The organism is Delftia sp. WSY_12 (assembly GCF_043104645.1).
GTDB lineage: Bacteria > Pseudomonadota > Gammaproteobacteria > Burkholderiales > Burkholderiaceae_C > Comamonas > Comamonas tsuruhatensis.
Window position 1 is genome coordinate 305,356 of the sequence record NZ_JBICKW010000024.1, and the last position, 23,496, is coordinate 328,851.

Below are 23,496 nucleotides of genomic sequence, written 5' to 3' on the forward strand. Positions count from 1 at the left end.
GCCGCGCACGACAAGCAAAAGGAGACAAGCATGCAGCAACACCCGACTTCCTCGCGCCGCCGCAGCCTGCTGCTGGCGGCCGGCGCCAGCCTGGCCGCGCCGCTGGCCGCCCGCGCCCAGGCTGGCGGCGAAGACATCGTGATCGGCGGCTCCATCCCCATGACGGGCGTGTTCGCCTTCGCGGGCGTGGGCATCAATGCCGGCATGGGCGACTACGTGAAGATCGTCAACGAGGCCGGCGGCATCAAGGGCCGCAAGGTCCGCTACGTGCCCGAGGACACGGGCTACAAGGTCGATGTCTCGGTGGCCGCGTTCAAGAAGATCACCAGCCAGAACAAGGTCAACCTCTACTACGGCGACTCCACGGGCTTTTCCAAGACCATCAATCCGGAGCTGGACCGCAACGGCGCCATCCTCATGGCGGGCGCCTCCTTCGCCACCGAGCTCAACAACCCGGCCAAGTACCCGAACCAGTTCCTCGTGGGGCCCGACTACACGGAGATGTTCGGCATCCTGCTCAAGCACATCGCCAAGGAAAAACCAGGCGCCAAGGTGGCCTTCGTCTACTCCGACTCCGAATTCGGCCGCGACCCCATCGAGGCCAGCGAAGCGGCCGCCAAGAAGCTGGGCCTGAACATGGTGGCCAAGCTGATGACGCCGCCCGGCAGCGTGGACGTGTCCACCGAAGTCATCAAGCTGCGCCGCGCCGCGCCCGACTACACCATCTTCCACGGCTACATCCTCGCGCCCATTCCCGAGTTCATCCAGCAGGGCAAGCAGATGGGCATGACCAGCCGATGGATGGGCACCTTCTGGACCATGGACAGCTCCACCGTCATGAAGATGGGCGAGGCCGGCGACGGCTTCATGGGCGTCATGCCCTACCGCTACTACTACGACACCTCGGCCAAGGCGCCCATGCTGGACAAGATCCGCGCGCTGCGCCCCGAGTACCAGAGCACGGCCTATATCCAGGGCTTTCTGGCGGCCATGCTGTTCGTGGAATCGGCCAGGCGCTGCCTGGACGCGGGCAAGCCGCTCACCGGCCCCAACCTCAAGGCAGCGCTCAACTCCATCAAGGACTTCGACACGGGCGGACTGATCGGCGTGCCCATCACCATCAAGGGCAATTCGATTCCCGTGGGCCGCGTCTACAAGGCGGACATGAAGGCGCAGAAGATGCTGCCTGCGTCCGACTGGATCGCACTTTGACCGTCGTCCGAACAGACGCCCGCACATGACCGAGCAGCCCACGGACAAGGTCCTCGAAATCAACAACATCGAGGTCATCTACAACAAGGTCGTGCAGGCCCTGCGCGGCCTGTCGCTGGCCGTGCCGCGCGGCCAGATCGTGGCGCTGCTGGGCAGCAACGGCGCGGGCAAGAGCACCACGCTCAAGGCCGTCTCCGGACTGCTGGCGCTGGAGGACGGCCTGCTGGCCAGCGGCAGCGTGCGCTACAACGGCCAGTCCACCGCGCAGTACGCGCCCCAGCAGCTGGTGCGCCTGGGGCTGTCGCATGTGATGGAGGGCCGGCGCGTGTTCGAGGACCTCACGGTGGAGGAAAACCTCGTGGCCGCAACCTACGCGCTCACGGGCCGCCATCAAGTCAAGCCCGACTTCGACCTGGTCTACAGCTACTTCCCGCGCCTGCATGAGCGACGCAAAGGCCTGGCCGGCTACCTGTCGGGCGGCGAGCAGCAGATGCTGGCCATTGGCCGCGCGCTGATCGCCGAGCCCCAGCTCATGCTGCTGGACGAGCCCTCGCTGGGCCTGGCGCCCAAGCTGGTGGAGGACATCTTCACCATCATCGCGCGCATCAATGCCGAGCGCGGCACCTCCATGCTGCTGGTCGAGCAGAACGCCACCGTGGCCCTGGCCGTGGCGCACAGCGGCTACATCATGGAGAACGGCAAGATCGTCATCGACGGCCCGGCCGAACGCCTGGCCCAGGATGCCGACGTGCGCGAGTTCTACCTGGGCATGGGTGGTGGCGGCGAGGCAAAAAGTTTTCGCGACCTGAAGCACTACAAGCGCCGCAAGCGCTGGTTGTCATGAAGCACCCCCTGAGTCGCTTCGCGCCTTCCCCCTCTCTCCCGCTTCGCGAGGGAGGGGGACAGCACCCTCGGTGCGGGGCGGCCCTTCCTCGGTGCTCCCGTGTGGGGGCACGCCAGTGTCACAGGCAGCGCGATGGGTCATTGATATGAAGAACCTTCCCGAACTCACCCTGCCCCAGATGCTGGCCGAACGCGCACGCAGCGATGCCCAGCGCGTGGCCATACGGCAAAAAGACTTCGGCATCTGGAAGCCCACCAGCTGGGCGCGCTACCACGAGCGTGCCAGCCACTTCGGGCTGGGCCTGGCGCAGCTGGGCCTGCCGCCAGGCGGCCACATGGGCGTGATCTCCGAGAACCGCATCGAGTGGGTGCTGGCCCAGATGGGCGCGGGCCTGATCGGCGCCATCACCGTGGGCGTCTACCCCACCAGTCCCACGCCCGAGGTCGCCTACGTGGCCGGACACGCGGACATCGCCATCATGGTGTGCGAGGACCAGGAGCAGACCGACAAGCTGCTGGCCGCCCTGCCCGAGCTGCCGCAGCTGCAGAAAATCATCGTCATGGAGACCAAGGGCCTGCGCAGCCTTGCGCCCGAGCTGCGCGCCCTGATCACCACCTTCGACGAGGTCGAGCGCCTGGGCGCCCAGGCCGCCAGCCGCGCCCCCATCGAACAGGCGCTGGCACGCCAGACGCTGGATGACGTGGGGCTGATGATCTACACCTCGGGCTCCACCGGCAAGCCCAAGGGCGCCATGATCACCTACCGCAACATCCGCGGCGTGGTGCCCGGCATTGCCGAGCGGCTGGGGCTGGATGGCGGCACGCGCCACCTGTCCTACCTGCCGCTGTGCCACGTGGCCGAGCAGATGCTGACCAGCTTCGTGCCCGTCTACCTGGGCTCGCAGGTGCACTTCGGCGAGTCCATCCGCACGGTGCAGGAAGACCTGCGCGAAGTGGCGCCGAACATGTTCCTGGGCGTGCCGCGCATCTGGGAAAAGCTGCATGCGGCCATCAGCATCAAGATGCAGGAGACCGGGCCGCTGCGCCGCGCGCTCTACCGGCGCGCCATGGCGGCCTGCGCGCCGCTGGCCGAAAAGCCCCGCAGGCAGTGGAGCCTGGCCGAGCGCCTGGCCTGGGCGGCCAGCTACTGGAGCGTGCTGCGCGCGCTGCAGAACTTCATCGGCCTGCGCGAGGCGCGCGTGGCGCTCACCGGCGCCGCGCCCATACCGCCCGACGTGGTGCGCTTTTTCCGCACGCTGGGCGTGCCGCTGATCGAGGTCTACGGCCTGACCGAATCCACGGGCATGGTCACGGGCCACCGGCTGGACGACGTGTCTGTGGGCACCGTGGGCGTGGCCACCGAAGGCGTGCAGTGGCGCATTGCCAGCCTCGGCAGCAGCGCGGGCCACGAGGGTGACGACAGCGGCGAACTGCAGATCAAGGGCGACATGGTCTTCGCGGGCTACTACAAGAACCCCGAGGCCACGGCGCAAAGCATCCAGGACGGCTGGCTGCACACGGGCGACGTGGTGCGCGTGCAGGGCGGCCAGCTGCGCATCGTGGACCGCCTCAAGGACATCATGATCACCGCCGGCGGCAAGAACCTCACGCCCTCGGAGATCGAGAACACCATGAAGGCCAGCCCCTTCATCAAGGAGTGCATCGTCGTGGCCGAGGGCCGCAAGTTCGTGGGCGCGCTGGTTCAGATCGACTACGAGACCGTGGGCCAATGGGCCCAGGCGCGGCGCATTGCCTTCACGCATTTCCGCTCCCTGGCCGAGATGCCCGAGGTGCGCGCGCTCATCGAGGCCGAGATCGCGCAGGGCAATGCGCGCCTGGCCCAGGTCTCGCATGTGCGGCGCTTCCATCTGCTGACCAAGGAGCTGGACCACGACGACGGCGAAGTCACGGCCACGATGAAGGTGCGCCGTTCTTCCATCTACAAGACCTACGCCGCCGAAATCGACGCCCTGTACCACTGAGCCTCCCATGACCGATACGCAAGACACCCCGCTGCGGCTGCAGCGCGAAGGCGCCATCGCCACGCTGACCTTCCACCGCCCCGCCGCCCTCAATGCCATCGACGTGCCCATGGCACTGGCGCTGCGCGACGCCGTGCGCGCCCTGGCCCAGGACCGCGCGCTGCGCTGCGTGGTGCTGGAAGGCGCGGGCCGCGCCTTCATGGCGGGCGGTGACCTGGACACGCTGGCCGCCGACCCCGTGCGCGGCGCCGCCGAACTGCTGGGCCCGCTCAACGAGGCCGTGGCGCTGCTGGGCCAGCTCGATGCGCCCGTCATCGCCAAGGTGCATGGCGCGGCGGCAGGCGCAGGCCTGTCGCTGATGCTGCAGGCCGACTTCGTCTACGCGGCCGAGGGCACGCGCTTCAACCTGGCCTACATCAACCTGGGCGCCAGCTGCGACGTGGGCGCCTCCTGGGCGCTGCCGCGCATCGTGGGCCTGCGCAACGCGCTGGAGATCGCCATGCTGGGCGAGACCCTGGACTGCGCCCAAGCGCAGCGCCTGAGCCTCATCAACCGCGTCCTGCCGCCCGCCGAACTCGACGCCGCCGTGCAGCAGCTGGCCCAGCGCCTGGCCGCCGGCCCCACGGTGGCGCTGGGCCATATGCGCCGCCTCATGCGCGCCGGTCTGGACCGCAGCCTGCGCGACCAGCTGGCCGCCGAGGCCTGCGCCTTCGACGCCTGTGCCCGCACGGCCGACCTGCCGCGCGGCATTGCGGCGTTCCACGCCAGGCAGGCGCCGCAATTCGAGGGACGTTGACCTGCGCCCGGAACTGACGCCGAGGCGGCTGCGCTGCCTGCCGCCTGCCCGGCACAATGCACTCCATCCCCCGTGTTCATCGCTTCGAGGAGCTTCACCATGACCCCACGCGACGTCTTCGTCGTCGGCACTGCGCGCACCGCCATCGGCACCTTCGGCGGCAGCCTCAAGGACGTACCCAACACCCAGCTGGCCACCACGGCCGTCAAGGCCGCCATCGAGCGCGCGGGCCTGGCGCCCGACGCCGTCGGCCACGTGGTCATGGGCAATGTGATCCCCACCGATACCAAGGACGCCTACCTCTCGCGCGTGGCCGCCATCGATGCGGGCTGCCCCATCGAGACGCCGGCCTTCAACGTCAACCGGCTGTGCGGCTCCGGCCTGCAGGCCATCGTCTCTGCCGCCCAGGCCATTGCGCTGGGCGATTGCGACGTGGCCATCGGCGGCGGCAGCGAGTCCATGAGCCGCGGCCCCTACTTCGACCAGGCCGCGCGCTGGGGCGCGCGCATGGGCGACGCCAAGAGCATCGACTACATGCTGGGCATCCTGCACGATCCCTGGCAGAAGATGCACATGGGCATCACGGCCGAGAACGTGGCCGAGCGCTACCACATCAGCCGCGAAATGCAGGATGAACTGGCAGCGGCCAGCCACCAGCGCGCGGCCGCTGCCATCGCGGCCGGCCACTTCAAGGAGCAGATCGTTCCCGTGGAAATCGCCACGCGCAAGGGCGTCGTGGTCTTCGACACCGACGAGCATGTGCGCGCGGCCACCACCATCGAAGTGCTCAGCGCCATGAAGCCGGCCTTCCGCAAGGAAGGCGGCACCGTGACGGCCGGCAATGCCTCGGGCATCAACGACGGTGCCGCCGCCGTGGCACTGGCCGCAGGCGATCGCGTGGCTGCCCTGGGACTGAAGCCGCTGGCGCGCCTGGTGGGCTACGCCCATGCCGGCGTGGACCCCGCCTACATGGGCATAGGCCCCGTGCCGGCTACGCAGAAGGTGCTGCAGCGCACGGGCCTGAAGATTGCAGACATGGACGTCATCGAGGCCAACGAGGCCTTTGCGGCCCAGGCCTGCGCCGTGATCCAGCAACTGGCGCTGGACCCGGCCAAGGTCAATCCCAACGGCTCGGGCATCTCGCTGGGCCACCCGGTCGGCGCCACGGGCGCCATCATCACCACCAAGGCCATCGCCGAACTGCAGCGCACGGGCGGCCGCTATGCGCTGGTGACCATGTGCATAGGCGGCGGCCAGGGCATCGCAGCCATCTTCGAAAGGGTCTGAGCGCCCTGGGGGCGTGGCGATGTTTCACATGAAACATTGCCGGCCCGGGTGCCTTGCTGCTGGCTCAGAACGGCGCTTCTTCAGGCGCCGTGTCCACGGGTGCCGTGGCCGGCCCCGTCAGCGCTCCACGGCCCGATGCCGCTGCGCGCGGTGCCGTCGCGGGAGCGTGGGCAGCAGGCGTCTGCAGCGATGCGGGAAGATCCTGGCCCAGGCCCGTGCGCCCTTCCCCGCCCAACGCCTCGATCAGATCGGGGATGAGCCTGGACAGCTCGCCCGTGGCAATCGCCACGTCGGCATCGAAGCCGCCGTCGTCCTGCGACTGGCCTTCCATCACGGCATCGAGCAGCGCGATCTTGCGGATCTGCAGACCCTCGGTCAGTACAAAGCTCACGCGGTCATCCCAGGTCAGCGCCAGGCGCGTGGGCAGCTTGCCGTGCTCGATGTGCTGGCGCACCTCGTCGATGTCCAGCGGATGGCGCGCATAGCGCACCACGGCCTTGGATTCGTCGGCGGCCTTGAGTTCGCATTCACGGTCAATCGAAAAGCCGGCCGGGCTTTCCTGCGTGGTCAGCCAGTGCGCCATGGCGGCCTGTGCGCTGGTCTGCGTATCGACCAGGGCCAGCGCAAAGCCTGTGAGGCCCTCCACCAGCGAGCTGACCACCTCGTCGGCGCGCGCCTGGCTGCCGGTGTCCAGCACCAGGGTGCGGGCCTGCGGGTCCAGCCAGACCCACATGGAGCCCTGCTTGGTGAAGGCCATGGGCAGCAGGTCCAGCTTGGCCTCGTCCTTGAGTTCCTTCTTTTCCTTCTTGCCGGGCTTGCGGCCTTCGGTGGCCTCGATGTGGGCGGCCTTCTCGTTGACGCGGCGGTTGAGCACGCTGGCCGGCAACATCTTGGCCTCGGTCATGAAGCGCATCACCCACTGATTGGCCACGGACTCGGCCAGCGGGCCATGGGGCTCGCCGCGCGGCGGCACCCAGCCGGCGCTGCGCTCCTGCGTGGCGCCGCACTCGGCAAACGGGCTCTTGCCCAGGGCTTCTTCAAGCTGCTGCAAATCGCCCTGCCAGCTCTCGGCAATGCGATAGACGATCATGTTTTTGAACATAGCGAACCTTTGCTCGGACGGACTGCGGCCGTGCCGCAAGAGGGTGTGCAACACCGGGCTGCGCCGCCTCCATCCAGAGGGAGAAAACAGAAAAAACAGCAGGGGCGCCATGCCTTGGCGCCCCGCCCGGCCATTGTGCATGCCTGGCACCGGACAGCGCTGCACAAGCTTGTCAATTCTTTACAAGCCCTGCGCAAAACCTCACGGCCCCGATACATCGGACGACCACACTTCAACCATCCGCTGCACAGGGCCCGCCAAGTGCCTTGACGGCGGCCTTCAGTCACCCTCTCCAGAAAGGATTTTGGAATGACCACCACCTTCCGCCGCACCCTCGCCAGCGCCGCAGCTGCCACCGCCTTGCTGGCATCGTTCGCCCTGCCCTCGTACGCCCAGACCGCCGCGCCGGCAGCACCGGCTGCAGCCACCACGCCCAAGCCCGAACGTCCAATGCACAAGCCCGGCGAGCGCCGCGAGCACATGCAGCAGCGCATCGCAAAGCTCAAGGCCGACCTCAAGCTCACGCCGGCCCAGGAGACCGCATGGAACACCTATGCGGCCACCTTCAAGCCCGGCGAGCGTCCCCAGCGCATGGAGCGCGAGGACTTCGCCAAGCTGACCACGCCCCAGCGCATCGACAAGATGCGTGAAATGCGCGCCCAGCGCGCGGCCGATGCCGATCGCCGCGGCGAAGCCACCAAGGCCTTCTACGCCCAGCTGGACGCCAACCAGCAAAAGACCTTCGATGCCGCCACGCTGCACAAGGGACACCCTGGCCACCACGGCATGGGCCACGGCCCGCGCTATGACCACAAGAGCGGCCAGGCCCGCCCTGCCCCGGCACCTGCCCAGTAAGCGCCAGCCTGGCCTGCCTGCCACCGGCGGGCAGCCGGATTGCTTGAGCCAGCCCTTGCACGGACGCCTTGTCGGGCGACCGACAGTGCAAGGGCTTTTTTGCTGACGCCCTGGTCTTCACCAGCCTCCCTAGAGTGTTACAGGCACAGCAACGTGTGCCGCCCCCGGAGAAGATCATGGCCCTCAAAATCATTCAAACGACGCCATCCAGCTACCAGCGCCTCGCCAAGGCACGCATCCATCCGCCAGCACGCCTGGTAGCGACCGTGATGCTGGCCTGCGCAGGCGCTGTCCTGCCGATGGCGACCCAGGCGCAATCCTTGGCGCCGGAATCCACCCCTTCCCTGTACCTGCAATATGGCGCGGCCGAGCGCAGCGCCGACAGCTGGACCCTGGGCGTTACCGTGCCCTGGCGCAACTGGCGCCATGCGCTGTGGGGCGGCCAGCTCAGCGGCTACTGGGATATCTGGGGCGCGCGATGGTCCGCCCCCCTGGAAGGCAGCCACCGCAGCACCTGGGTGGTGGGCATCAATCCCACGCTGCGCTGGCGTGGCAGCAACGGACAGTCGCCCTGGTTTGCAGAAACCGGCGTGGGTCTGAGCTGGGCACTGAACCGGCGCTACGTCACGGACGAGAAGGAATTCCCGACCCGCTACAACTTCGCCACCCATATCGGCGTGGGCTACCTGTTTGGCAACCAAGGCCAGCATGAACTGGTGCTGAGGCTGGAGCACCATTCCAACGCTGGCATCAAGAAGCCCAACCCCGGCGAAAACTTCCTGCAGCTGCGCTACGCCCACCATTTCTGACCATCGCTGCAGCCCAGCCCCGACCACCCGCGAGGTGGTCTTTTTTTTGCCCGCTGCAGGCCTGTGGAAAAACCTGGGTATAAAAACCTTGTAAATCCATGCTTATTCACAGGATGGATGCATCGCGGAAAGTTGTTCCCAAAACGGGTGCAGCTGCAAGGCAGCATCCACCACAGGGTTTGCATAATCATAACTTATTGATTTTCCATGTGAAAAATCAGTTATCAACAATTAAGCGCTTCACTTACTACTACTACTAATTAAAAAATAGAAGAAATAGGAATAACAGCCGAGCTCGGTTTTTCACAGCACGAACGCCGATCTGGATAAAAAAAGCAGCCCCCTTGCCCAGGAAAAGCTGCTTGTCAACAGATCACAGCATGGTCAGACCCTGTGTTCATCCATGCATCACAGGTCTGTCTTCTGACTGATAAACGCTTAAATTTCTTTTAAATCAATAACTTACGAGAAAACATCACAAAAAAAGCCTGTCATGCAAAACTGTGGATAGAAGATGATCAACTTTCAAGTTATCCACAGAAAAATCCGTGACATGCAATCTATCCCCGTTGGCAAGACACCGGGAACAGGGCGTTGACCACATGTTTTTCAGTACGCTAGATCCTTGTTTTTTTTAAGGTAATGGCTGTTATCCACAGAGATATCATGCCTCTACTACTACGACTATTCTTTATAAGAAGATCAAAGAACAACCAAAGGCGAAGTCACGCCGGGAAGCCAAGGCAGCCAGGTTTGCCAAAAAAACAGACGCGTGAGCTTGGCTGGAGCCAGGCATGTGCAAAGAAGGACTGCGCTCCAGCGAAATTGGCGCGCCTGCCTGCAAAAAATCCGCAAGGCTCCTGGGCGATGGCCTTGCTCATGAAGACAAGACTTCACCCGTCACCCGGTTGGCATGCAGGTGAACGACGGCCTTTTTCACGCCAGGCTGTGAACAACCAGGGAAAACTTCGAGGAAACGGCGTCTCTCGCACGGGCACATGCGGACACGCCAGAGGCCGCCGTTGCTCATTCAAAAAAATTCAATCCTTGATCTGGGCCCTGCAAGCGGCCTGTGCATCCGAATCAGGAGCAGTTGATCCAGCACTGGCAAGGGCAATCACGAAAAGTGATGGCTGCAGCACTGCAGGTAGAAAGGATGGGAATCAGGCCGTCTCTCCAACGGCCCGCAGACAGCGCAAACACCAGGCAGATGCCAGGACCCCTGCAGGGGCGCCAAAGCGCTTCCTGGGGCCGCCTGATGGCCTGTGGGCCGTGATCTCCGGGGGTGGTCGGCAGGTGTGGCCTGCGAGGTCGCGCAGGTCCTTTGAACCTGTTGCCGGGCGCCGCATGCATGAACGGATCCCGTGGAGTGAAGTTGCCCACAGGCTGTGTGCAAATGGCCTGTGGGCAATCGGGAGGATGGTTTTCAGGAAAATTGCCTGAAATCAAGGGCTTGTGTGGGTGGGGGAAGGTGGAGGAAACGGAGAGGGGCTGGTTTCCCCGTTCTTTCCACAGCTTTCGTCTCAGCGTGCCGGGCGGCGCTGCAGGGCAAAGGGCGGCAGGCCCTTGAGCAGCTGCTGGCCATAGCTGGTGTTCACCAGGCGCCGGTCATAGCAGTAGACATGGGCCTGGTCTTCCTCGGTGCGGATGGCGCGGCCCACCCACTGGGCCAGCCGTATCGCCGTGGCCGGCACCACGAGTTCGTTGAAGGGGTTGCGGCCGCTGCTGCGCAGCCATTCGGCGCGGGCCTCGCCCACGGGGTCGTCGGGCGGGGCAAAGGGCAGCTTGGTGATGAACAGGGACTCGCACAGTGCGCCGGGCAGGTCCAGTCCCTCCCCGAAGGACTGCATGCCGAAGATGATGGAGGGCTCGCCCATCTCCACGGCATCGCGGTGGCGTGCCAGCAGCAGGGCGCGGGGCATGGCCGTCTGCACCAGCACCTGCGAGCGCATGGCCGTGGACAGCGCATCCACCGCCAGGCGCATCTGCTCGCGCGAGGTGAACAGCACCAGGGCGCCGGCCTGCACACGGGACAGGTCGCCCAGCAGCGCGTCCACCATCTCCTGGGTGAAGCGGGCGGCTTCCTTCGGATCGGCCACGGTTTCGCGCGCCACCAGCGTGCCCTGTCGCGCGTAGTCGAAGGGGCTGGGCACTTCCAGCGTGGTCACGGCCGCATCGTCGTGCAGGCCGGCCTCGCGCAGGAAGAAGTCGAATTGTCCACAGCTGGTCAGGGTGGCCGACGTGAGCACCGCGCCGCGCACCTGGGACCACAGGTGATGGCGCAGCGTGGCGCCGGGCAGGATGGGGCTGGCATGGGCCTTGACCACGATGTACTCGCCATCTGTCTCCAACGTGAACCATTTGGCATTGGGCACGCGGCTACTGTCGTCATCCTGCGCCGGCTGCTGCATCAGCAGCTGGGCCGTGTCATAGACGGATTCCAGGCGGGGAGCCAGTGCGCCAACCTGTGCATAAGCTGTAGACAGCCTGCGTGCTTCCTCTGGATTGTCCTTGATGGCGGCGCGCAGTGCCTTGGAGATGGCACGCAGCGCATCCAGAAAGCTGTTGGCATGGTGGGCGGCCTTGCCCAGAGGCTCCAGCAGGGGCTCGGGCAGCATGCCGCGCGGTGCGCGCACCCGCGCCGGCCCCCAGCTGTCCTTTTGTGACTTGAGCGTATCGCCGTACAGCTCCATCACCAGGCGCGCCAGTTCCTGCAGCTGCTGGCGCAACTGGCTGGCATGGCTGGGCAGGTCGGCCAGTTCCTCCACTTCGACCAGGGTGTTCACGCGCAGGGCGCGGCTGGTCAGCTTGTCTATCCAGCCCAGGCGGCTCAGGTCCATCTCGCCGGCGAATTGGCCCAGCGCCGTGGCGGGCAGATGGTGGGCTTCGTCCAGCACCAGCAGGCAGTTGTCCAGCTCGGGCAGCAGCCGCGCGCCCAGGGAGGACAGCAGCAGATCGTGGTTGGCCACGATGACCTGGGCGGCCACCAGGTCCTTGCGGCGCTCGTAATAGACGCAGTTGCTGAAGGCCGGGCAGTGCTTGCCGGTGCAGGACGAGGATTCGGCCGCCACGGGGCTCCAGGCCTCGGCCTCGGGCGGGGTCTCCAGAGAGTCGCGGTCGCCGTCCCAGGCCTGGGACGCCAGTGCGTTGGCCATGCTTTTGTAGAACTGCATGCGCGCCTCCAGCTCCTGGGCCGGGCGTGCCACGCGGCTTTGGGCCTGCGCCTTTTCTTCGGCGAACAGATCGTCCAGATCCTCGTCCTGGGCCTCGCCGGTGCTGGCCAGCCGCTCCAGCTTCAGTTTGCAGACAAAGCGGCCCCGGCCCTTGGCCAGCGCGAACTTGAAAGGCTGCTCCAGCTGCTGGGCCAGCGCGGGCAGATCCTTGTTCACCAGCTGTTCCTGCAGCGCCACGGTGGCCGTGGAAATCAGCACCCGGGTGCCGCGCGCCAGCGCCATCGAAATGGCGGGAATGCTGTACGCCAGCGATTTGCCCACCCCCGTTCCGGCCTGCACCACGGCAATGGACCGGGTGGGCTCCGGCGCGCCCTCATCGATTTTTCCCAGCTGGGCCTGGCTCAAGGTCTGCGCGACCTGGGCTGCCATTTTTCGCTGCCCCTCACGATTTCGGAACCCCGGGATGGCTCCGACCACGTCATCGAAGGATTTCAGGGCTTGGTCAGCCCATTTTTTTTCATGCATTTCGGCGTATTTCGACCAGATGGATCACTTTGGTCCGTCTGTTTATAAGGATTCGTACAGTGATATGTATTAAATAAGATGCGAAATCTTATGGAATACAGCGCACAAAGCGCGTTTTTCGTATGCCGTACAGCCTACAAGCTGCACGTCATATGGATCACTGCACCCGCCAATCGCATGTGCGTACAGGTGGGTATCGGTGGCCGGGATGGACATCTGTCCACCGGCTGTTCCTGGATTGTTCCCATGGCCGTTGATGGCTGTGCGCGTGGCTGCATCCACAGTCTTGCCCACAGCTGCCAGGGTGTGCGGCCTGTGGTCAATCTTGTGTGCATGCTGTTGGCATGCCTGTGGATTGATGGAGTGATTTTCGCGATTCATCGTTGATTTGCAACGAATTTTTCGAGAATTCAGGTTTGCTGCAATTTGCAGAAGGTGATGGAAGTTGTCACCACTGTGGAAAACAGGGCCTGTGCAGATCTCTGGCTTTGCAGGGCGCATTTTTCCCCGGGATATCCACAGGTCTGCCGCCGCTGCGGCCTGGCCTGGGTCCCACGCCAGGCGGCAGGTCCGGGACCGCGCAGGCTGTGCGCCGCGGACCGCGCCGGATCTCGCAAAAGTCCGCCAAAGGCACAGACCATCCCTGCCGGGGACAGGTCCCGGGGGCGAGCCCAGGGCATGCGAGTGCCTTACCAAACGGTAATGAAGGCTTCACGCACGCCGGAAGATGCGTTTTCTAGCATCTGTTTCATCTCAGGAGACAAGGGTCGGCTCGCTGCAGTCCCTGCGCTCCAGGCATGGATTGAAGGGGCAAGAATGATCAAGACACTTGCGGGCCTGCCCACGGCAGCCCGGTTTCCGGCGGCCTCGGCATGCGCCGTCATCGCCGTGGCCTGCCTTGTGGCGGGCTGCGATGCATCCAAGGCATCGGCACAGAACGAGCCTGCCGCGCAGGCACCCACGCCCGCCGGCGTGGTGCGGGTCAAGCCCGAGTCGCTGAAGATGCTGGACATCGCCGCGGTGGCCGATCCGCAGGGCACGCAGATGGCCTGGGCGCCGGCGCGCGTGACCTTTGCCGAGGACCGCGTGGCCACCGTCTCGGTGCCGCTGGCCGCGCGCGTGGTGTCCGTGCGTGCCCACGTGGGCGACATCGTCAAGGCCGGCGACGAGCTGGCCACCCTGGTCAGCCCCGAGGCGCTGCGCGTGCGCTACGAGGTGGAAGCTGCCCGCAGCGCGCATGACGTGGCCACCGTGGAAGTGCGGCGCCAGCAGACCATGGTGGACAAGGGCGTGGGCGTGGAGGTGGATCTGCGCGCGGCCCAGGCCAAGCTGCGCGAGTCGGCCCAGGAGCTGGCGCGTGCCCAGGGCACGTCGGCGCTGCTGGGGCAAGGCGGCGGCGACCGGCTGGTGCTGCGTGCGCCGCGCGCCGGCGTGGTGGCCGAGCGCAAGGCCGTGGTCGGCGCCTCGGTCGAGCCCAGCGGCGAGCTGTTCCTGATCGGCGATCCCGCCGCCATGAACGTGGTGGCCGATGTCTTCGAAAGCGATCTGCCCGGCATCCGCCTGGGCAGTGCCGTGCAGGTCGATGTGCCGCAGCTGCCCAAGCCCCTGACCGGCACGGTGCGCCACCTGGGCGCCACGCTGGACAAGGAATCGCGCCGCGCCTCCGTCATCGTGCAGCTCGATGCGCAAAACCCCGTGCTGCGTTCCGGCATGCAGGCGCGCGTGGGCCTGCAGGTCTCCAACGAGCACGAGATGCTGATCCCCGTGACGGCCGTGCTCATCAAGGATGAAAGCCGCAGCATCGTCTTCGTGCAGACCGGCGAGCTGCAGTTCGAGGCCCGCACCGTGGTGCTGGGCCGGCCCTCGCGCGGCATGGTGCCCGTGGTGTCGGGCCTGAAGTCGGGTGAGAAGATCGTCGTGCGCGGTGGTCTGCTGCTCGACGGCGCAGCCAGCCAGCTGCTCTGATCGCGGCAAGGAGTCCCATCAATGCTGCGTTCCCTGATAGCGTTTGTGGTGCACCGGCGGCTCGTCGCCCTGTGTGCCACCCTGATCATCGCCATCTATGGCGTGTATTCGTACCTGCACACGGCCATCGAGGCCTATCCCGATGTGACCAATGTGCAGGTGGGCGTGATTGCCCAGGCGCCGGGCCTGGCCCCCGAGGAGGTGGAGCGCCAGATCACCCAGCCGCTGGAGCGCGAGCTCAACGGCACGCCGGGCCTGGTGTCGCTGCGCTCGGAGAGCTACTTCGGCCTGGCCATGATCAACCTCGTCTTCAATGACGAGGCCGACAGCTTCCATGCGCGCGCCGAGGTGTCGCAGCGCCTGCCCCAGGCCAATCTGCCCGACGGCGTCACGCCCGAGATGGCGCCCGACTACACGCCGCTGGGCAAGATCTTCTACTACCGCCTGAAGAGCGACCGCCACACGCTGGCGCAGCTGCGCACCGAGCAGGAATGGCGCGTGGTGCGCGTGCTCAAGCAGGTGCAGGGCGTGGCGGACGTGGTCAGCATCGGCGGCTTCGTCAAGGAGTACCACGTCGAGGTGGATCCCGAGAAGCTGTATGCGCTGGGCCTGTCGCTGGAAGACGTGAGCGATGCCCTGTCCAAGTCCAACCGCAACGTGGGCGGCGGCCTGATGCGCCGCGGCGAGCAGTCGCTGATCATCCGCGGCATCGGCCTGCTGCGCACGCCGCAGGAGATCCAGGGCGTGGTCGTGGCCATGCGCGGCAGCGCGCCCGTGACCATTGGCGACGTGGCGCGCGTGGTGCAGTCGCACACGCCGCGCCAGGGCTCGGTGGGCATGGACGATGCCGACGACGTGGTCCAGGGCATCGTGCTGCTCAAGCGCGGCGAGAACCCCTCGGTGGTGCTGGACCAGATCCATGCCAAGGTGGCCGCGCTCAATGACGGCGGCCTGCCCGAGGGCATGCACATGGAGACCAACTACGACCGCTCCGATCTGGTCGGCCACACGCTGGGCACGGTGCAGCACAACCTGCTGTTCGGCGCCACGCTGATCGTGGGCGTGCTGTGGCTGTTCCTGCGCAGCCTGCGCGGCTCGCTGATCGTGGCCACGGTGATCCCGCTGTCGCTGCTGGTGGCCTTCATCGGCCTGCACCTGCTGGGCATGCCGGCCAACCTGATCTCCATGGGCGCCATCGACTTCGGCATCATGGTGGACGGCGCCGTGGTGCTGGCCGAGAACATCATCCGCAACGCCCGCCTGCGCAAGCCGCAGACGCAGGCGGACATGCGCCACATCATCATCGACTCGGCCGTGGCCGTGGCCAAGCCCACGCTGTTCGCCATGGCCATCGTGATCGCGGCGCTGATCCCCGTGTTCTCGCTGGAAAGCATCGAGGGCCGCATCTTCCGTCCGCTGGCCATGACCTACAGCTTCGCGCTGCTGGGTGCCCTGGTCTTCGCCATGGGCCTGGTGCCGGCGCTGTGCGCGCTGTTCCTCAAGCCCCAGCACGTGATGGTGGAAGAGCCCAAGATCTTCGACCGCGCGCACCACGGCTACCAGCACTGGATCGGCAGCCTGCTGGGCGCCGGGCGGCGCCGTGTCATGGTGGTGGTCGCCTCGCTGGCCATCCTGGTGGCGGCCGGCCTGTCGGCCGCCTGGCTGGGCACGGAATTCCTGCCCGAGCTCGATGAAGGCGACGCCTACGTGCTGGTGCAGATGCCGGCATCGATCTCGCTGGAAAAGGGCCAGGAAGTGCTGCGCGACGTGCGCCTGCGCCTGAAGACCTTCCCCGAGGTCATCACCGTCACCACCGAGCAGGGCCGTCCCGAGTCCGGCACCGACAACGAGACGCTGAACCTGGCCAAGGTGCTGGTGCGCCTGAAGGGCCACGGCGAATGGCGCAAGGGCCTGACCAAGCCCCAGCTCATCGAGCAGATGCGCGCCACGCTCAGCGAGATTCCGGGCGTGTCGTTCAACTTCGCCCAGCCCATCCGCGACAGCGTGGAGGAATCGACGTCCGGCGCGCGCGGCCAGGTGGTGCTCAAGGTCTTCGGCCCCGACATTCCGCAGCTGCGCTCCATCCTGCAGCAGACCGTGGACCTGGTGAAGGACATCGACGGCGTGGTCGACCTGGGCCTGTACCGCGACGCGCCTGCGCCCCAGGTGCACGTGGAGTTCGACCGCCAGGCGCTGGCGCGCCAGGGCATTGCCATGGAGACCGCGCAAAAGACGCTGGAGGCGGCGCTGGCCGGCAACATCTCCACCACGCTGTGGGAAGGCGAGTACCCCGTGCCCGTGCGCGTGCGCCTGCCCTATGTGGACCGCATGGACGAGGAACGCATCCGCAACATCGCCATCCCCCTGCCCAATGGCGCTGCGGGCGGCTCGGTGCCGCTGCACTCCGTGGGCCAGGTGGCCATCAAGATCGGCAACTCCTCCATCTTCCGCGAAGGCAATGCGCGCTACATGGCGCTCAAGTTCAACGTGGAAGGCCGCGACATCGGCTCCGTGGTCAAGGACACGCTGGCCACGTTCAAGAAGAACGTGAAGATCCCCGAGGGCTACCAGGCCGTCTGGGGTGGCGAGTGGGAGAACCAGCAGCGCGCGGCCGCGCGCCTGAAGATCGTGGTGCCGCTGTCGCTGATCATCGTCTACGCCCTGCTGTTCGGCGCGCTGGGCCAGGCGCGCAGCGCCGGCATCATCTTGCTGTGCGCGCCCTTCACCATGGTGGGCGGCATCGCGGCCCTGCACTTGGCGGGCATCGAGCTGTCCATCAGCGCGGCCATCGGCTTCATTGCCTTGCTGGGGCAGGTGGCGCTGGCCGGGCTGCTGGTGATCTCGGCCGTGGAGGAGCTGCGACGGCAAGGCATGCCCATGATGCAGGCCCTGGTCGAGGGCGCTGCCGAGCGCATGCGCTCCATCGTGCTCGTGGCGCTGCTGGCGCTGCTGGGCCTGCTGCCCATGGCGCTGTCCACGGGCGTGGGCAGCGAGACGCAAAAGCCCTTCGCCTCCGTGATCGTGGGCGGCATGGTGGTGCTGCCCCTGGTGGCCCTGGTGCTGCTGCCCGTGCTCTATGCGCTGCTGGGCCCCAAGAACATGTTGACGCAGGAAGAACTCGATGAAAAAGAGTGATAGCCCCCTGAGCGGCTTCGCCGCTTCCCCCTCTCGCTTCGCGGGGGGGACGACGCCCTCGCCGCGAGGCGGCTCTTGCTCGGCGTCCCTGGCTTTTGGTCGCGCCGGTTTTGCAGGCAGCGCCCGTTATCGGGCCCTGTTTGTGGCTGTGGCGCTGTGCTGGGGGACGGGTTCTGCGCTTGCGCAGCAGGCTGTACCCGCTGTACCCGCTGTACCCGCTGTACCCGCTGTACCCGCTGTACCCGCTGTACCGGGCGGGGCGGCTGTGCCGGCCACCACTGCGGCGCCTGCCTCCGAGGTGGCTCCGGCGGCTGCGCCGCAGCAGCCGGTGGGGATGCAGGAGTATCTGCAGATGGTGGTGCGCAACCAGCCCCAGCTGGCTGCGCAGCGACTGCAGATCGGGATTGCGCAGGCGGACAGCCGCACGGCGGCGGCGTTTCCCAATCCTTCGGCGTCGTACAGCAGCAAGCCGGGCGAGAAGCAGTGGGGCATAGAGCAGCCGCTGCCCATTTTCGGCCAGCGGCGCCTGCGCATGGAGAACGCGCGCAAGGGCGAGACGGCGGCGCGCGCCAATGTCGAGGTGGCCGTGGCCACCACGCTCAACGATGCAGCCACGGCCTTCATCGACCTGCTGATGACGCAGCAGCGCCTGAAGGTCTGGCAAGAGGCGCAGGAGGCCCTGAACAGCGCGGGCAATATCGTGCGCGGACAGATCGAGGCCGGTGCGCGCAGCCGCTATGACGGCGCGCGCCTGAGCCTGCAGCAGGCCCAGATGGCCATGCAGGTCAGCCAGGCCCAGTCGGACTGGCAGGATGCCGCCTCGCACGCCGCCGCCCTGGCCGCCCTGCCCCAGTGGGCACCGCGCGCCACGGGCAGCCTGCAGGCCGTTCCCGTGGCCCAGCTGTTGCACGAGCAGGAACTTTGGGAGGCCGCGCGCCTGCGCCTGCCGGCCCTGGTGGCCGCCCAGGCCGAGCTGGACCAGCTGCGCCACAAGGTCGAGCTGGAACGCCGCGAAGCCCTGCCCACGCCCAGCATCAGCGTGGCGCGGGTGCGCAACCGGCTGGACGGCAACTACAACCAGATCGGCGTGTCGGTGGAGCTGCCGCTGTTCGATCGCCGCGAAGGCCCCATCGCGCGTGCCCAGGTGGAGGCCGAGCAGGCCCAGCTGCGCTACGACGCCGCGCTGATCGAGGCGCGTACCGAGCTGCAGCGCGCCATCAGGCAGCTGAAGCTGCGCCGCGATGCCGTGCGCGCCTACGAAAAGCAGGGCCTGGCGCAGATCGCGCCGCTCAACCAGATGGCCCAGGACGCCTACAAGCTGGGCCAGGGCTCCATCCTGGAGCTGATCGATTCGCTGGGATCGATCAACGAGCACCGCCTGGAGCACCTGGACCTGGTCAAGGAAATGATGCTGGCCGAGTGGCAGGTGCGCGTGGCCAGCGGCGATCTGCCGATGTGGGCTGCGCCCTGACGGTTTCATGCGGCGCGGTGCTTTGGGATGCCGCGCGGCCCTGCCCCTAGCTGGAAAGAGGTGGTCAACATGCCGGCATCCCCACCGATCTCGGCGGAGTCTGGCGCGCCGTATAGTGTCTGCCTCAGTTTCGAGTCAGGCCCTGCCGCCCGCATGTACCGCTATCTCATCATCGAAGACGACGCGCTGAACGCGCGCTACATCGCCGAAGGCCTGCGCCAGCAGGGCGCGCAGGTGGCGGTGTGCAGCGATGGTGTGCAGGGCATCGCCATGGCCGTGGGCGAGAGCTGGGATGTGATCATCCTCGACCGCATGCTGCCCAACGGCTTCGACGGCCTGCAGATCCTGCAGACGCTGCGCTCCATGGGCAAGCAGACGCCGGTGCTGGTGCTCAGCGCCCTGTCGGCCACGGACGAGCGCGTGCGCGGCCTCAAGGCCGGCTGCGACGACTACCTGACCAAGCCCTTTGCCTTCTCCGAACTCTCGGCGCGCCTGGAGGCCCTGGTGCGCCGCGCCCAGATCCCGGCCCCCGCGCGCGAGATGCGCCTGGCCGACCTGCGGCTGAATCTGCTCACGCGCAGCGCCGAGCGCGCGGGCCAGCCGCTGGCGCTGCAGCCGCGCGAGTTCCGCCTGCTGGCCTTTCTGATGCAGCACGCGCACCAGATCGTCACGCGCACCATGCTGCTGGAGTCGGTGTGGGACTACCGGTTCGACCCGCAGACCAATGTCATCGACGTGCACATCAGCCGCCTGCGCGGCAAGGTGGACAAGGGCTTCGAGCCCGCGCTGATCCACACCGTGCGTGGCGTGGGCTACAGCCTGTCGGACCGGCCGCAGGACCTGCCGCAGGTGGCCTGATCCCATGTCGCTGGCCAAGCCCTGGAGCTCCACGGCCTTCCGGCTGGCGCTGACCTACGGCGTGCTGCTGGTGCTGACCATGTCCATCGTGCTGTCGGTGTTCTACGTGCAGACCGTGGGCGTGCTGCGCATGCGCATGGACAGGCAGGCCGAGAACCACATGCGCCGCCTGGTCGAGCACCGCGACAAGTACGGCGAGCCCGCGCTGGAGGCCGAGATCCAGCAGACCCTGCTGGACGGCGTCAACACCGATACCGAAATCCTCATCCTCATGGATGGCGACGGCAATCCCATCATCGGCAACGCCGACGTGGTGCCCGCACGCCGCCTGACGGAGATGGGCGTGCGCGATCTCAAGGTGCGGCGCAACGGCCGCATCATCGCGGGCCGCGTGGCCGTGGCCCAGCTGTCCGACGGCAAGCTGCTGGCCGTGGGCAGCGACATGCAGGTGCAAAGCGATGTGGAGGAGCTGTTCGGCCGCGCCAGCCTGCTGGCCGGCCTGGTGGCCCTGGGCATGGCCGTACTGGGCGCCGGGGCCTTCCGGCGCGTGGTGGAAGAGCGTGCCGCCGACATCCGCAGCACCATGGCGCGCGTGGCCACGGGCGACCTGCGCCAGCGCATCCCGGTCACGCGCCGCGACGATGAGTTCACGCTGCTCAACCGCGACATCAACACCATGCTGGACCGGCTGGAACTGCTGATGGACGGCATACGCCATGTCTCCAACACCATCGCCCACAACCTGCGCACGCCGCTGACGCGCATCCTGCTGCGCCTGCGCAATGCCCAGCAGGCCACGCCCGAGGAAAAGAACGAGACGCTGGCGCTGGTGGCCCAGGAAGTGGCCGAGCTGGGCGTGGTCTTCGACAAGCTGCTGCAGATTGCCGAAGTGGAAAGCGGCGCCAGCCGCAAGAACTTCGCGCCCGTGGACCTGCGCGCCCTGCTGGTCGACGTGGTGGAGTTCTACGAACCGCTGGTCGAGGACGCAGGCGGCGTGCTGCGGCTGCAGGTCGAAGGCACGCCCATGGCGCTGGGCGACGGCGACCTGCTGGCCAGCGCCGTGGCCAACCTCGTGGACAACGCCATCAAGTACGGATCACTGCCCGACAGCGACCACGGCGCCGACATGCTGCTGCGCGCGGGCGTGGCCCACGAACACGGCATGGACGGCGGCGCATGGGGCGTGGAAATCATCGTGCAGGACCGCGGCCCCGGCGTGGACGCGCAGACGCGCGAGAAGATGAGCACCCGTTTTTACCGCGCCGAATCGGACCGCGAAGGCTATGGCCTGGGCCTGGCCAGCGTGCTGGCCATCGTGCAGCTGCATGGCGGCAAGCTGGGCTTCGAGAACATGCATCCGGGCCTGCAGGCGAGGATCTGGCTGCCCGGGTTGCCCACGGCCTGAAGCCGTTTCAGCGGTCCTTGTGACCGTAGGCGCAAAAGCCGGGCTTGGGCCCCTTCTTGGGGTGCAGGCGACAGGTTTCGGGCCGCTTGTCGTAGACCGTGCAGCGCCGCGACTTGGCATCCAGAAAATTGCAGTCCCCGCTGGCGCGCCGCGCCATGGTGAAGATGTTGTGCTTGGGGTTGTAGTGGTCGATCAAGCGCATCTTCATCAACCGCTTGGCGATGAGCTTGGGCTCCACGTTGTCCACCTCGAACGGATCCACCAGCTCCAGCCGCACCAGATCGGGCAGCTGCACCTCCAGCGGCATGGTGCAGCAGTTGGCCGCACAGCTGTCGCACATGCCGGGCTTGTATTTGCTCCAGGAGTCGAGGCGGTCGACGTCGACGATGCTGATGGGGGATCTCATGGTGGGCGATGGGCGTGTGCAGGGCCGCTATTTTTCGCCAGAAAGCCCGGCGGCGGTTGCCGCGCCGGCGTAGCCAAGCGAGGGGGCGGGTCTTTGGGGGACGCCGCCCCTGCATCCATCCCCTGGCCTTCAGGCCGGCCGCTTCCTCAACAGGTATTTCTGAAACCCGTCGGACACCCGCTCGGCGCGCTGGTTCAGCACCTCGGTGGCCAGGGTCAGCACGCCCGTGGTGTTGCCGGGCTTGAGCTCGGACACCGTCAGCGTGCAGTACAGCGTGTCGCCTACATAAACGGGGGCCAGGAAGCGGCTGCCCTGCTCCAGAAAGCCCTTGAGCGATTCCTCGACCATGTGCGGGAACAGGCCGGCGCCTGCCGCCGTCTGTATGGCCACCTGGTAGCCGTGGGCCAGCATATGGGGCATGCCGCGCGCGCGGCAGTACTCCACGTCGTAGTGCACGGGATGGTTGTCGCCGCTGGCCAGCTGGAAGGCGGCGAACAGGGCATCGGTCATGGTGCGCGAGGGCAGGGCGAAGACCTCGCCCAGCGCGAAGTCGTCAAAGTAGCGCTGGGCGCACAGGGATGGGTGGCGTGGCATGGCGACTCTCCTCAGTTCGCGCTCATGTGGGCGGCCCGGGCGACCTTGCCCCATTTGTCCAGCTCCTGCTTGAGGAAGGCGGCCAGCGCCTGGGGGCGCGGCTGCTTTTCCAGCACCAGGCCCATGTCGTAGGCCTTTTTCTGCAGCCCGGCATCGTCCACCGTGGCCTGCAGGCTGGACTGCAGGCGGGCAATCAGCGCTGGCGGCGTGCCTGCGGGGGCGAACACGGCGTTCCAGGTATAGGCCTCGTAGCCGGGCACCTGCTCGGCAATGGCAGGCGTGTCGGGCGTCTGCGGCAGGCGCTGGGCCATGGTGGTGGCCAGCAGGCGCACCGTGCCCGCCTTGACCTGGGCCAGGCCTGTGGGCGCGCTGTCCAGCATGAAGGCCAGGTGCCCGCCGATGAGGTCCTGTATGGCTGGCGCACTGCCCCGGTAGGGCACATGCTGGGCCCGGGTGCCCGCCATCAGGTTCAGCAGCTCCGCGCCCAGGTGCGGAGCGCTGCCCACGCCCGCCGATGCATAGCTGACCTGGCCGGGCCGCGCCCGCAGATAGGCCAGGAAATCCGGCAGGCTCTGCACGGGCAGCCGCTTGTCCACCACCAGCACCAGCGGCGCCCTGGCGAGCAGTCCCACGGGCGCGAAGTCTTCCTCCGTGCGGTAGCCCAGCTTGTCGTGGATGTAGGGATTGACGGCATGCGCCACCGTGGTCAGCAGCAGGGTGTAGCCGTCAGGGGCTGCCTTGGCAACCGCCTCCGTGCCCACCAGGGTGCCGGCACCCGTGCGGTTCTCGATCACCACGGGCGTGCCCAGCTTCTGGCTCCAGACATCGGCCATGGCGCGGCCGAAGGTGTCGGTGGGGCCGCCTGCCGCGTAGGGAATCACCAGCTTGATGGGGCGCGCCGGATAGTCCTGCGCTGCGGCCGCGCCGGCGGCCAGAAGCAGGGCGGTGAGAAGGGTTTGGCGTCTTGCCGTCTTGAAGTCCATAATTTTCTCCGTTGTCTCCTGGCGCCGACTATAGAAATGCGCTGCCAATGCGGCCAGTCGAATCATTGATAGGGCGGTTAGAAACCGTCTAAAAC

Annotated in this window: 17 protein-coding genes; 12 read left to right on the forward strand and 5 right to left on the reverse strand. The window is 66.8% G+C overall.

All coding sequences use genetic code 11. The features are described from left to right. The first annotated feature begins 30 nt into the window (after positions 1–30). From ACF8LI_RS16325 to ACF8LI_RS16345, 5 genes are all read left to right on the forward strand, one after another. Positions 31–1,212, forward strand: a complete 1,182-nt coding sequence (locus tag ACF8LI_RS16325; protein WP_016447278.1) for an ABC transporter substrate-binding protein — start codon at positions 31–33, stop codon at positions 1,210–1,212. Between the two features lie 25 nt (positions 1,213–1,237). Further along, positions 1,238–2,056, forward strand: a complete 819-nt coding sequence (locus ACF8LI_RS16330) for an ABC transporter ATP-binding protein (RefSeq protein WP_016447277.1) — start codon at positions 1,238–1,240, stop codon at positions 2,054–2,056. Positions 2,057–2,201: 145 nt separating this feature from the next. Further along, entirely contained in the window at positions 2,202–4,037 is a 1,836-nt protein-coding gene (locus tag ACF8LI_RS16335; protein WP_047217530.1) for a long-chain fatty acid--CoA ligase, read from the forward strand. A gap of 7 nt (positions 4,038–4,044) precedes the next feature. Beyond that, on the forward strand, positions 4,045–4,833 hold the full coding sequence (locus ACF8LI_RS16340; protein ID WP_047217529.1) for an enoyl-CoA hydratase/isomerase family protein: 789 nt from the start codon (positions 4,045–4,047) through the stop codon (positions 4,831–4,833). Between the two features lie 99 nt (positions 4,834–4,932). Next, complete coding sequence (locus tag ACF8LI_RS16345) at positions 4,933–6,120, forward strand: acetyl-CoA C-acyltransferase family protein (protein WP_047217528.1); 1,188 nt, start codon at positions 4,933–4,935, stop codon at positions 6,118–6,120. A 64-nt stretch (positions 6,121–6,184) separates the two neighbouring features. Here ACF8LI_RS16345 and ACF8LI_RS16350 read toward each other — a convergent pair whose 3' ends face one another. Further along, the gene (locus tag ACF8LI_RS16350; protein WP_016447273.1) at positions 6,185–7,222 is read right to left on the reverse strand and encodes a recombination-associated protein RdgC; all 1,038 of its coding nucleotides are present in this window, start codon (positions 7,220–7,222) and stop codon (positions 6,185–6,187) included. 309 nt (positions 7,223–7,531) lie between these two features. Here ACF8LI_RS16350 and ACF8LI_RS16355 point away from each other — a divergent pair, with 309 nt between their 5' ends. After that, on the forward strand, positions 7,532–8,077 hold the full coding sequence (locus ACF8LI_RS16355; RefSeq protein WP_047217526.1) for a Spy/CpxP family protein refolding chaperone: 546 nt from the start codon (positions 7,532–7,534) through the stop codon (positions 8,075–8,077). A 176-nt stretch (positions 8,078–8,253) separates the two neighbouring features. Next, positions 8,254–8,886 (forward strand): acyloxyacyl hydrolase, encoded by a 633-nt coding sequence (locus ACF8LI_RS16360; protein WP_016452298.1) that lies wholly within the window; start codon positions 8,254–8,256, stop codon positions 8,884–8,886. Positions 8,887–10,409: 1,523 nt separating this feature from the next. On the opposite strand, the gene dinG is transcribed toward ACF8LI_RS16360, so the two are convergent. Further along, the gene (gene dinG, locus ACF8LI_RS16365; protein ID WP_392413363.1) at positions 10,410–12,584 is read right to left on the reverse strand and encodes an ATP-dependent DNA helicase DinG; all 2,175 of its coding nucleotides are present in this window, start codon (positions 12,582–12,584) and stop codon (positions 10,410–10,412) included. Between the two features lie 816 nt (positions 12,585–13,400). Here dinG and ACF8LI_RS16370 point away from each other — a divergent pair. From ACF8LI_RS16370 to ACF8LI_RS16390, 5 genes are all read left to right on the forward strand, one after another. Next, positions 13,401–14,549 (forward strand): efflux RND transporter periplasmic adaptor subunit, encoded by a 1,149-nt coding sequence (locus ACF8LI_RS16370; protein ID WP_392413365.1) that lies wholly within the window; start codon positions 13,401–13,403, stop codon positions 14,547–14,549. Between the two features lie 21 nt (positions 14,550–14,570). Then, entirely contained in the window at positions 14,571–17,684 is a 3,114-nt protein-coding gene (locus ACF8LI_RS16375) for an efflux RND transporter permease subunit (RefSeq protein ID WP_016447267.1), read from the forward strand. A 265-nt stretch (positions 17,685–17,949) separates the two neighbouring features. After that, entirely contained in the window at positions 17,950–19,155 is a 1,206-nt protein-coding gene (locus ACF8LI_RS16380) for a TolC family protein (protein WP_070080763.1), read from the forward strand. A 153-nt stretch (positions 19,156–19,308) separates the two neighbouring features. Next, entirely contained in the window at positions 19,309–20,013 is a 705-nt protein-coding gene (locus ACF8LI_RS16385) for a response regulator transcription factor (RefSeq protein WP_017407046.1), read from the forward strand. A 4-nt stretch (positions 20,014–20,017) separates the two neighbouring features. Next, positions 20,018–21,418, forward strand: a complete 1,401-nt coding sequence (locus tag ACF8LI_RS16390) for a HAMP domain-containing sensor histidine kinase (protein WP_046239392.1) — start codon at positions 20,018–20,020, stop codon at positions 21,416–21,418. Between the two features lie 7 nt (positions 21,419–21,425). Here the strand turns inward: ACF8LI_RS16390 and ACF8LI_RS16395 are convergent, their stop codons facing one another. The 3 genes from ACF8LI_RS16395 to ACF8LI_RS16405 form a co-directional block, all read right to left on the reverse strand. Continuing rightward, positions 21,426–21,824 (reverse strand): YkgJ family cysteine cluster protein, encoded by a 399-nt coding sequence (locus ACF8LI_RS16395; protein ID WP_013799932.1) that lies wholly within the window; start codon positions 21,822–21,824, stop codon positions 21,426–21,428. Between the two features lie 129 nt (positions 21,825–21,953). Then, positions 21,954–22,418: a MaoC family dehydratase gene (locus ACF8LI_RS16400; protein ID WP_160850985.1), complete on the reverse strand. Its 465-nt coding sequence runs from the start codon at positions 22,416–22,418 to the stop codon at positions 21,954–21,956. Between the two features lie 11 nt (positions 22,419–22,429). Next, positions 22,430–23,401 (reverse strand): tripartite tricarboxylate transporter substrate binding protein, encoded by a 972-nt coding sequence (locus ACF8LI_RS16405; protein ID WP_016454189.1) that lies wholly within the window; start codon positions 23,399–23,401, stop codon positions 22,430–22,432. Positions 23,402–23,496 lie beyond the last annotated feature (95 nt).

Excerpts from the sequence above, each read along its gene's own strand:
- ACF8LI_RS16325 (WP_016447278.1), top strand. The coding sequence starts at position 31 with ATGCAGCAACACCCGACTTCCTCGCGCCGCCGCAGCCTGCTGCTGGCG.
- ACF8LI_RS16330 (WP_016447277.1), top strand. The coding sequence starts at position 1,238 with ATGACCGAGCAGCCCACGGACAAGGTCCTCGAAATCAACAACATCGAG.
- ACF8LI_RS16335 (WP_047217530.1), top strand. The coding sequence starts at position 2,202 with ATGAAGAACCTTCCCGAACTCACCCTGCCCCAGATGCTGGCCGAACGC.
- ACF8LI_RS16340 (WP_047217529.1), top strand. The coding sequence starts at position 4,045 with ATGACCGATACGCAAGACACCCCGCTGCGGCTGCAGCGCGAAGGCGCC.
- ACF8LI_RS16345 (WP_047217528.1), top strand. The coding sequence starts at position 4,933 with ATGACCCCACGCGACGTCTTCGTCGTCGGCACTGCGCGCACCGCCATC.
- ACF8LI_RS16350 (WP_016447273.1), bottom strand. The coding sequence starts at position 7,222 with ATGTTCAAAAACATGATCGTCTATCGCATTGCCGAGAGCTGGCAGGGC.
- ACF8LI_RS16355 (WP_047217526.1), top strand. The coding sequence starts at position 7,532 with ATGACCACCACCTTCCGCCGCACCCTCGCCAGCGCCGCAGCTGCCACC.
- ACF8LI_RS16360 (WP_016452298.1), top strand. The coding sequence starts at position 8,254 with ATGGCCCTCAAAATCATTCAAACGACGCCATCCAGCTACCAGCGCCTC.
- dinG (WP_392413363.1), bottom strand. The coding sequence starts at position 12,584 with ATGCATGAAAAAAAATGGGCTGACCAAGCCCTGAAATCCTTCGATGAC.
- ACF8LI_RS16370 (WP_392413365.1), top strand. The coding sequence starts at position 13,401 with ATGATCAAGACACTTGCGGGCCTGCCCACGGCAGCCCGGTTTCCGGCG.
- ACF8LI_RS16375 (WP_016447267.1), top strand. The coding sequence starts at position 14,571 with ATGCTGCGTTCCCTGATAGCGTTTGTGGTGCACCGGCGGCTCGTCGCC.
- ACF8LI_RS16385 (WP_017407046.1), top strand. The coding sequence starts at position 19,309 with ATGTACCGCTATCTCATCATCGAAGACGACGCGCTGAACGCGCGCTAC.
- ACF8LI_RS16390 (WP_046239392.1), top strand. The coding sequence starts at position 20,018 with ATGTCGCTGGCCAAGCCCTGGAGCTCCACGGCCTTCCGGCTGGCGCTG.
- ACF8LI_RS16395 (WP_013799932.1), bottom strand. The coding sequence starts at position 21,824 with ATGAGATCCCCCATCAGCATCGTCGACGTCGACCGCCTCGACTCCTGG.
- ACF8LI_RS16400 (WP_160850985.1), bottom strand. The coding sequence starts at position 22,418 with ATGCCACGCCACCCATCCCTGTGCGCCCAGCGCTACTTTGACGACTTC.
- ACF8LI_RS16405 (WP_016454189.1), bottom strand. The coding sequence starts at position 23,401 with ATGGACTTCAAGACGGCAAGACGCCAAACCCTTCTCACCGCCCTGCTT.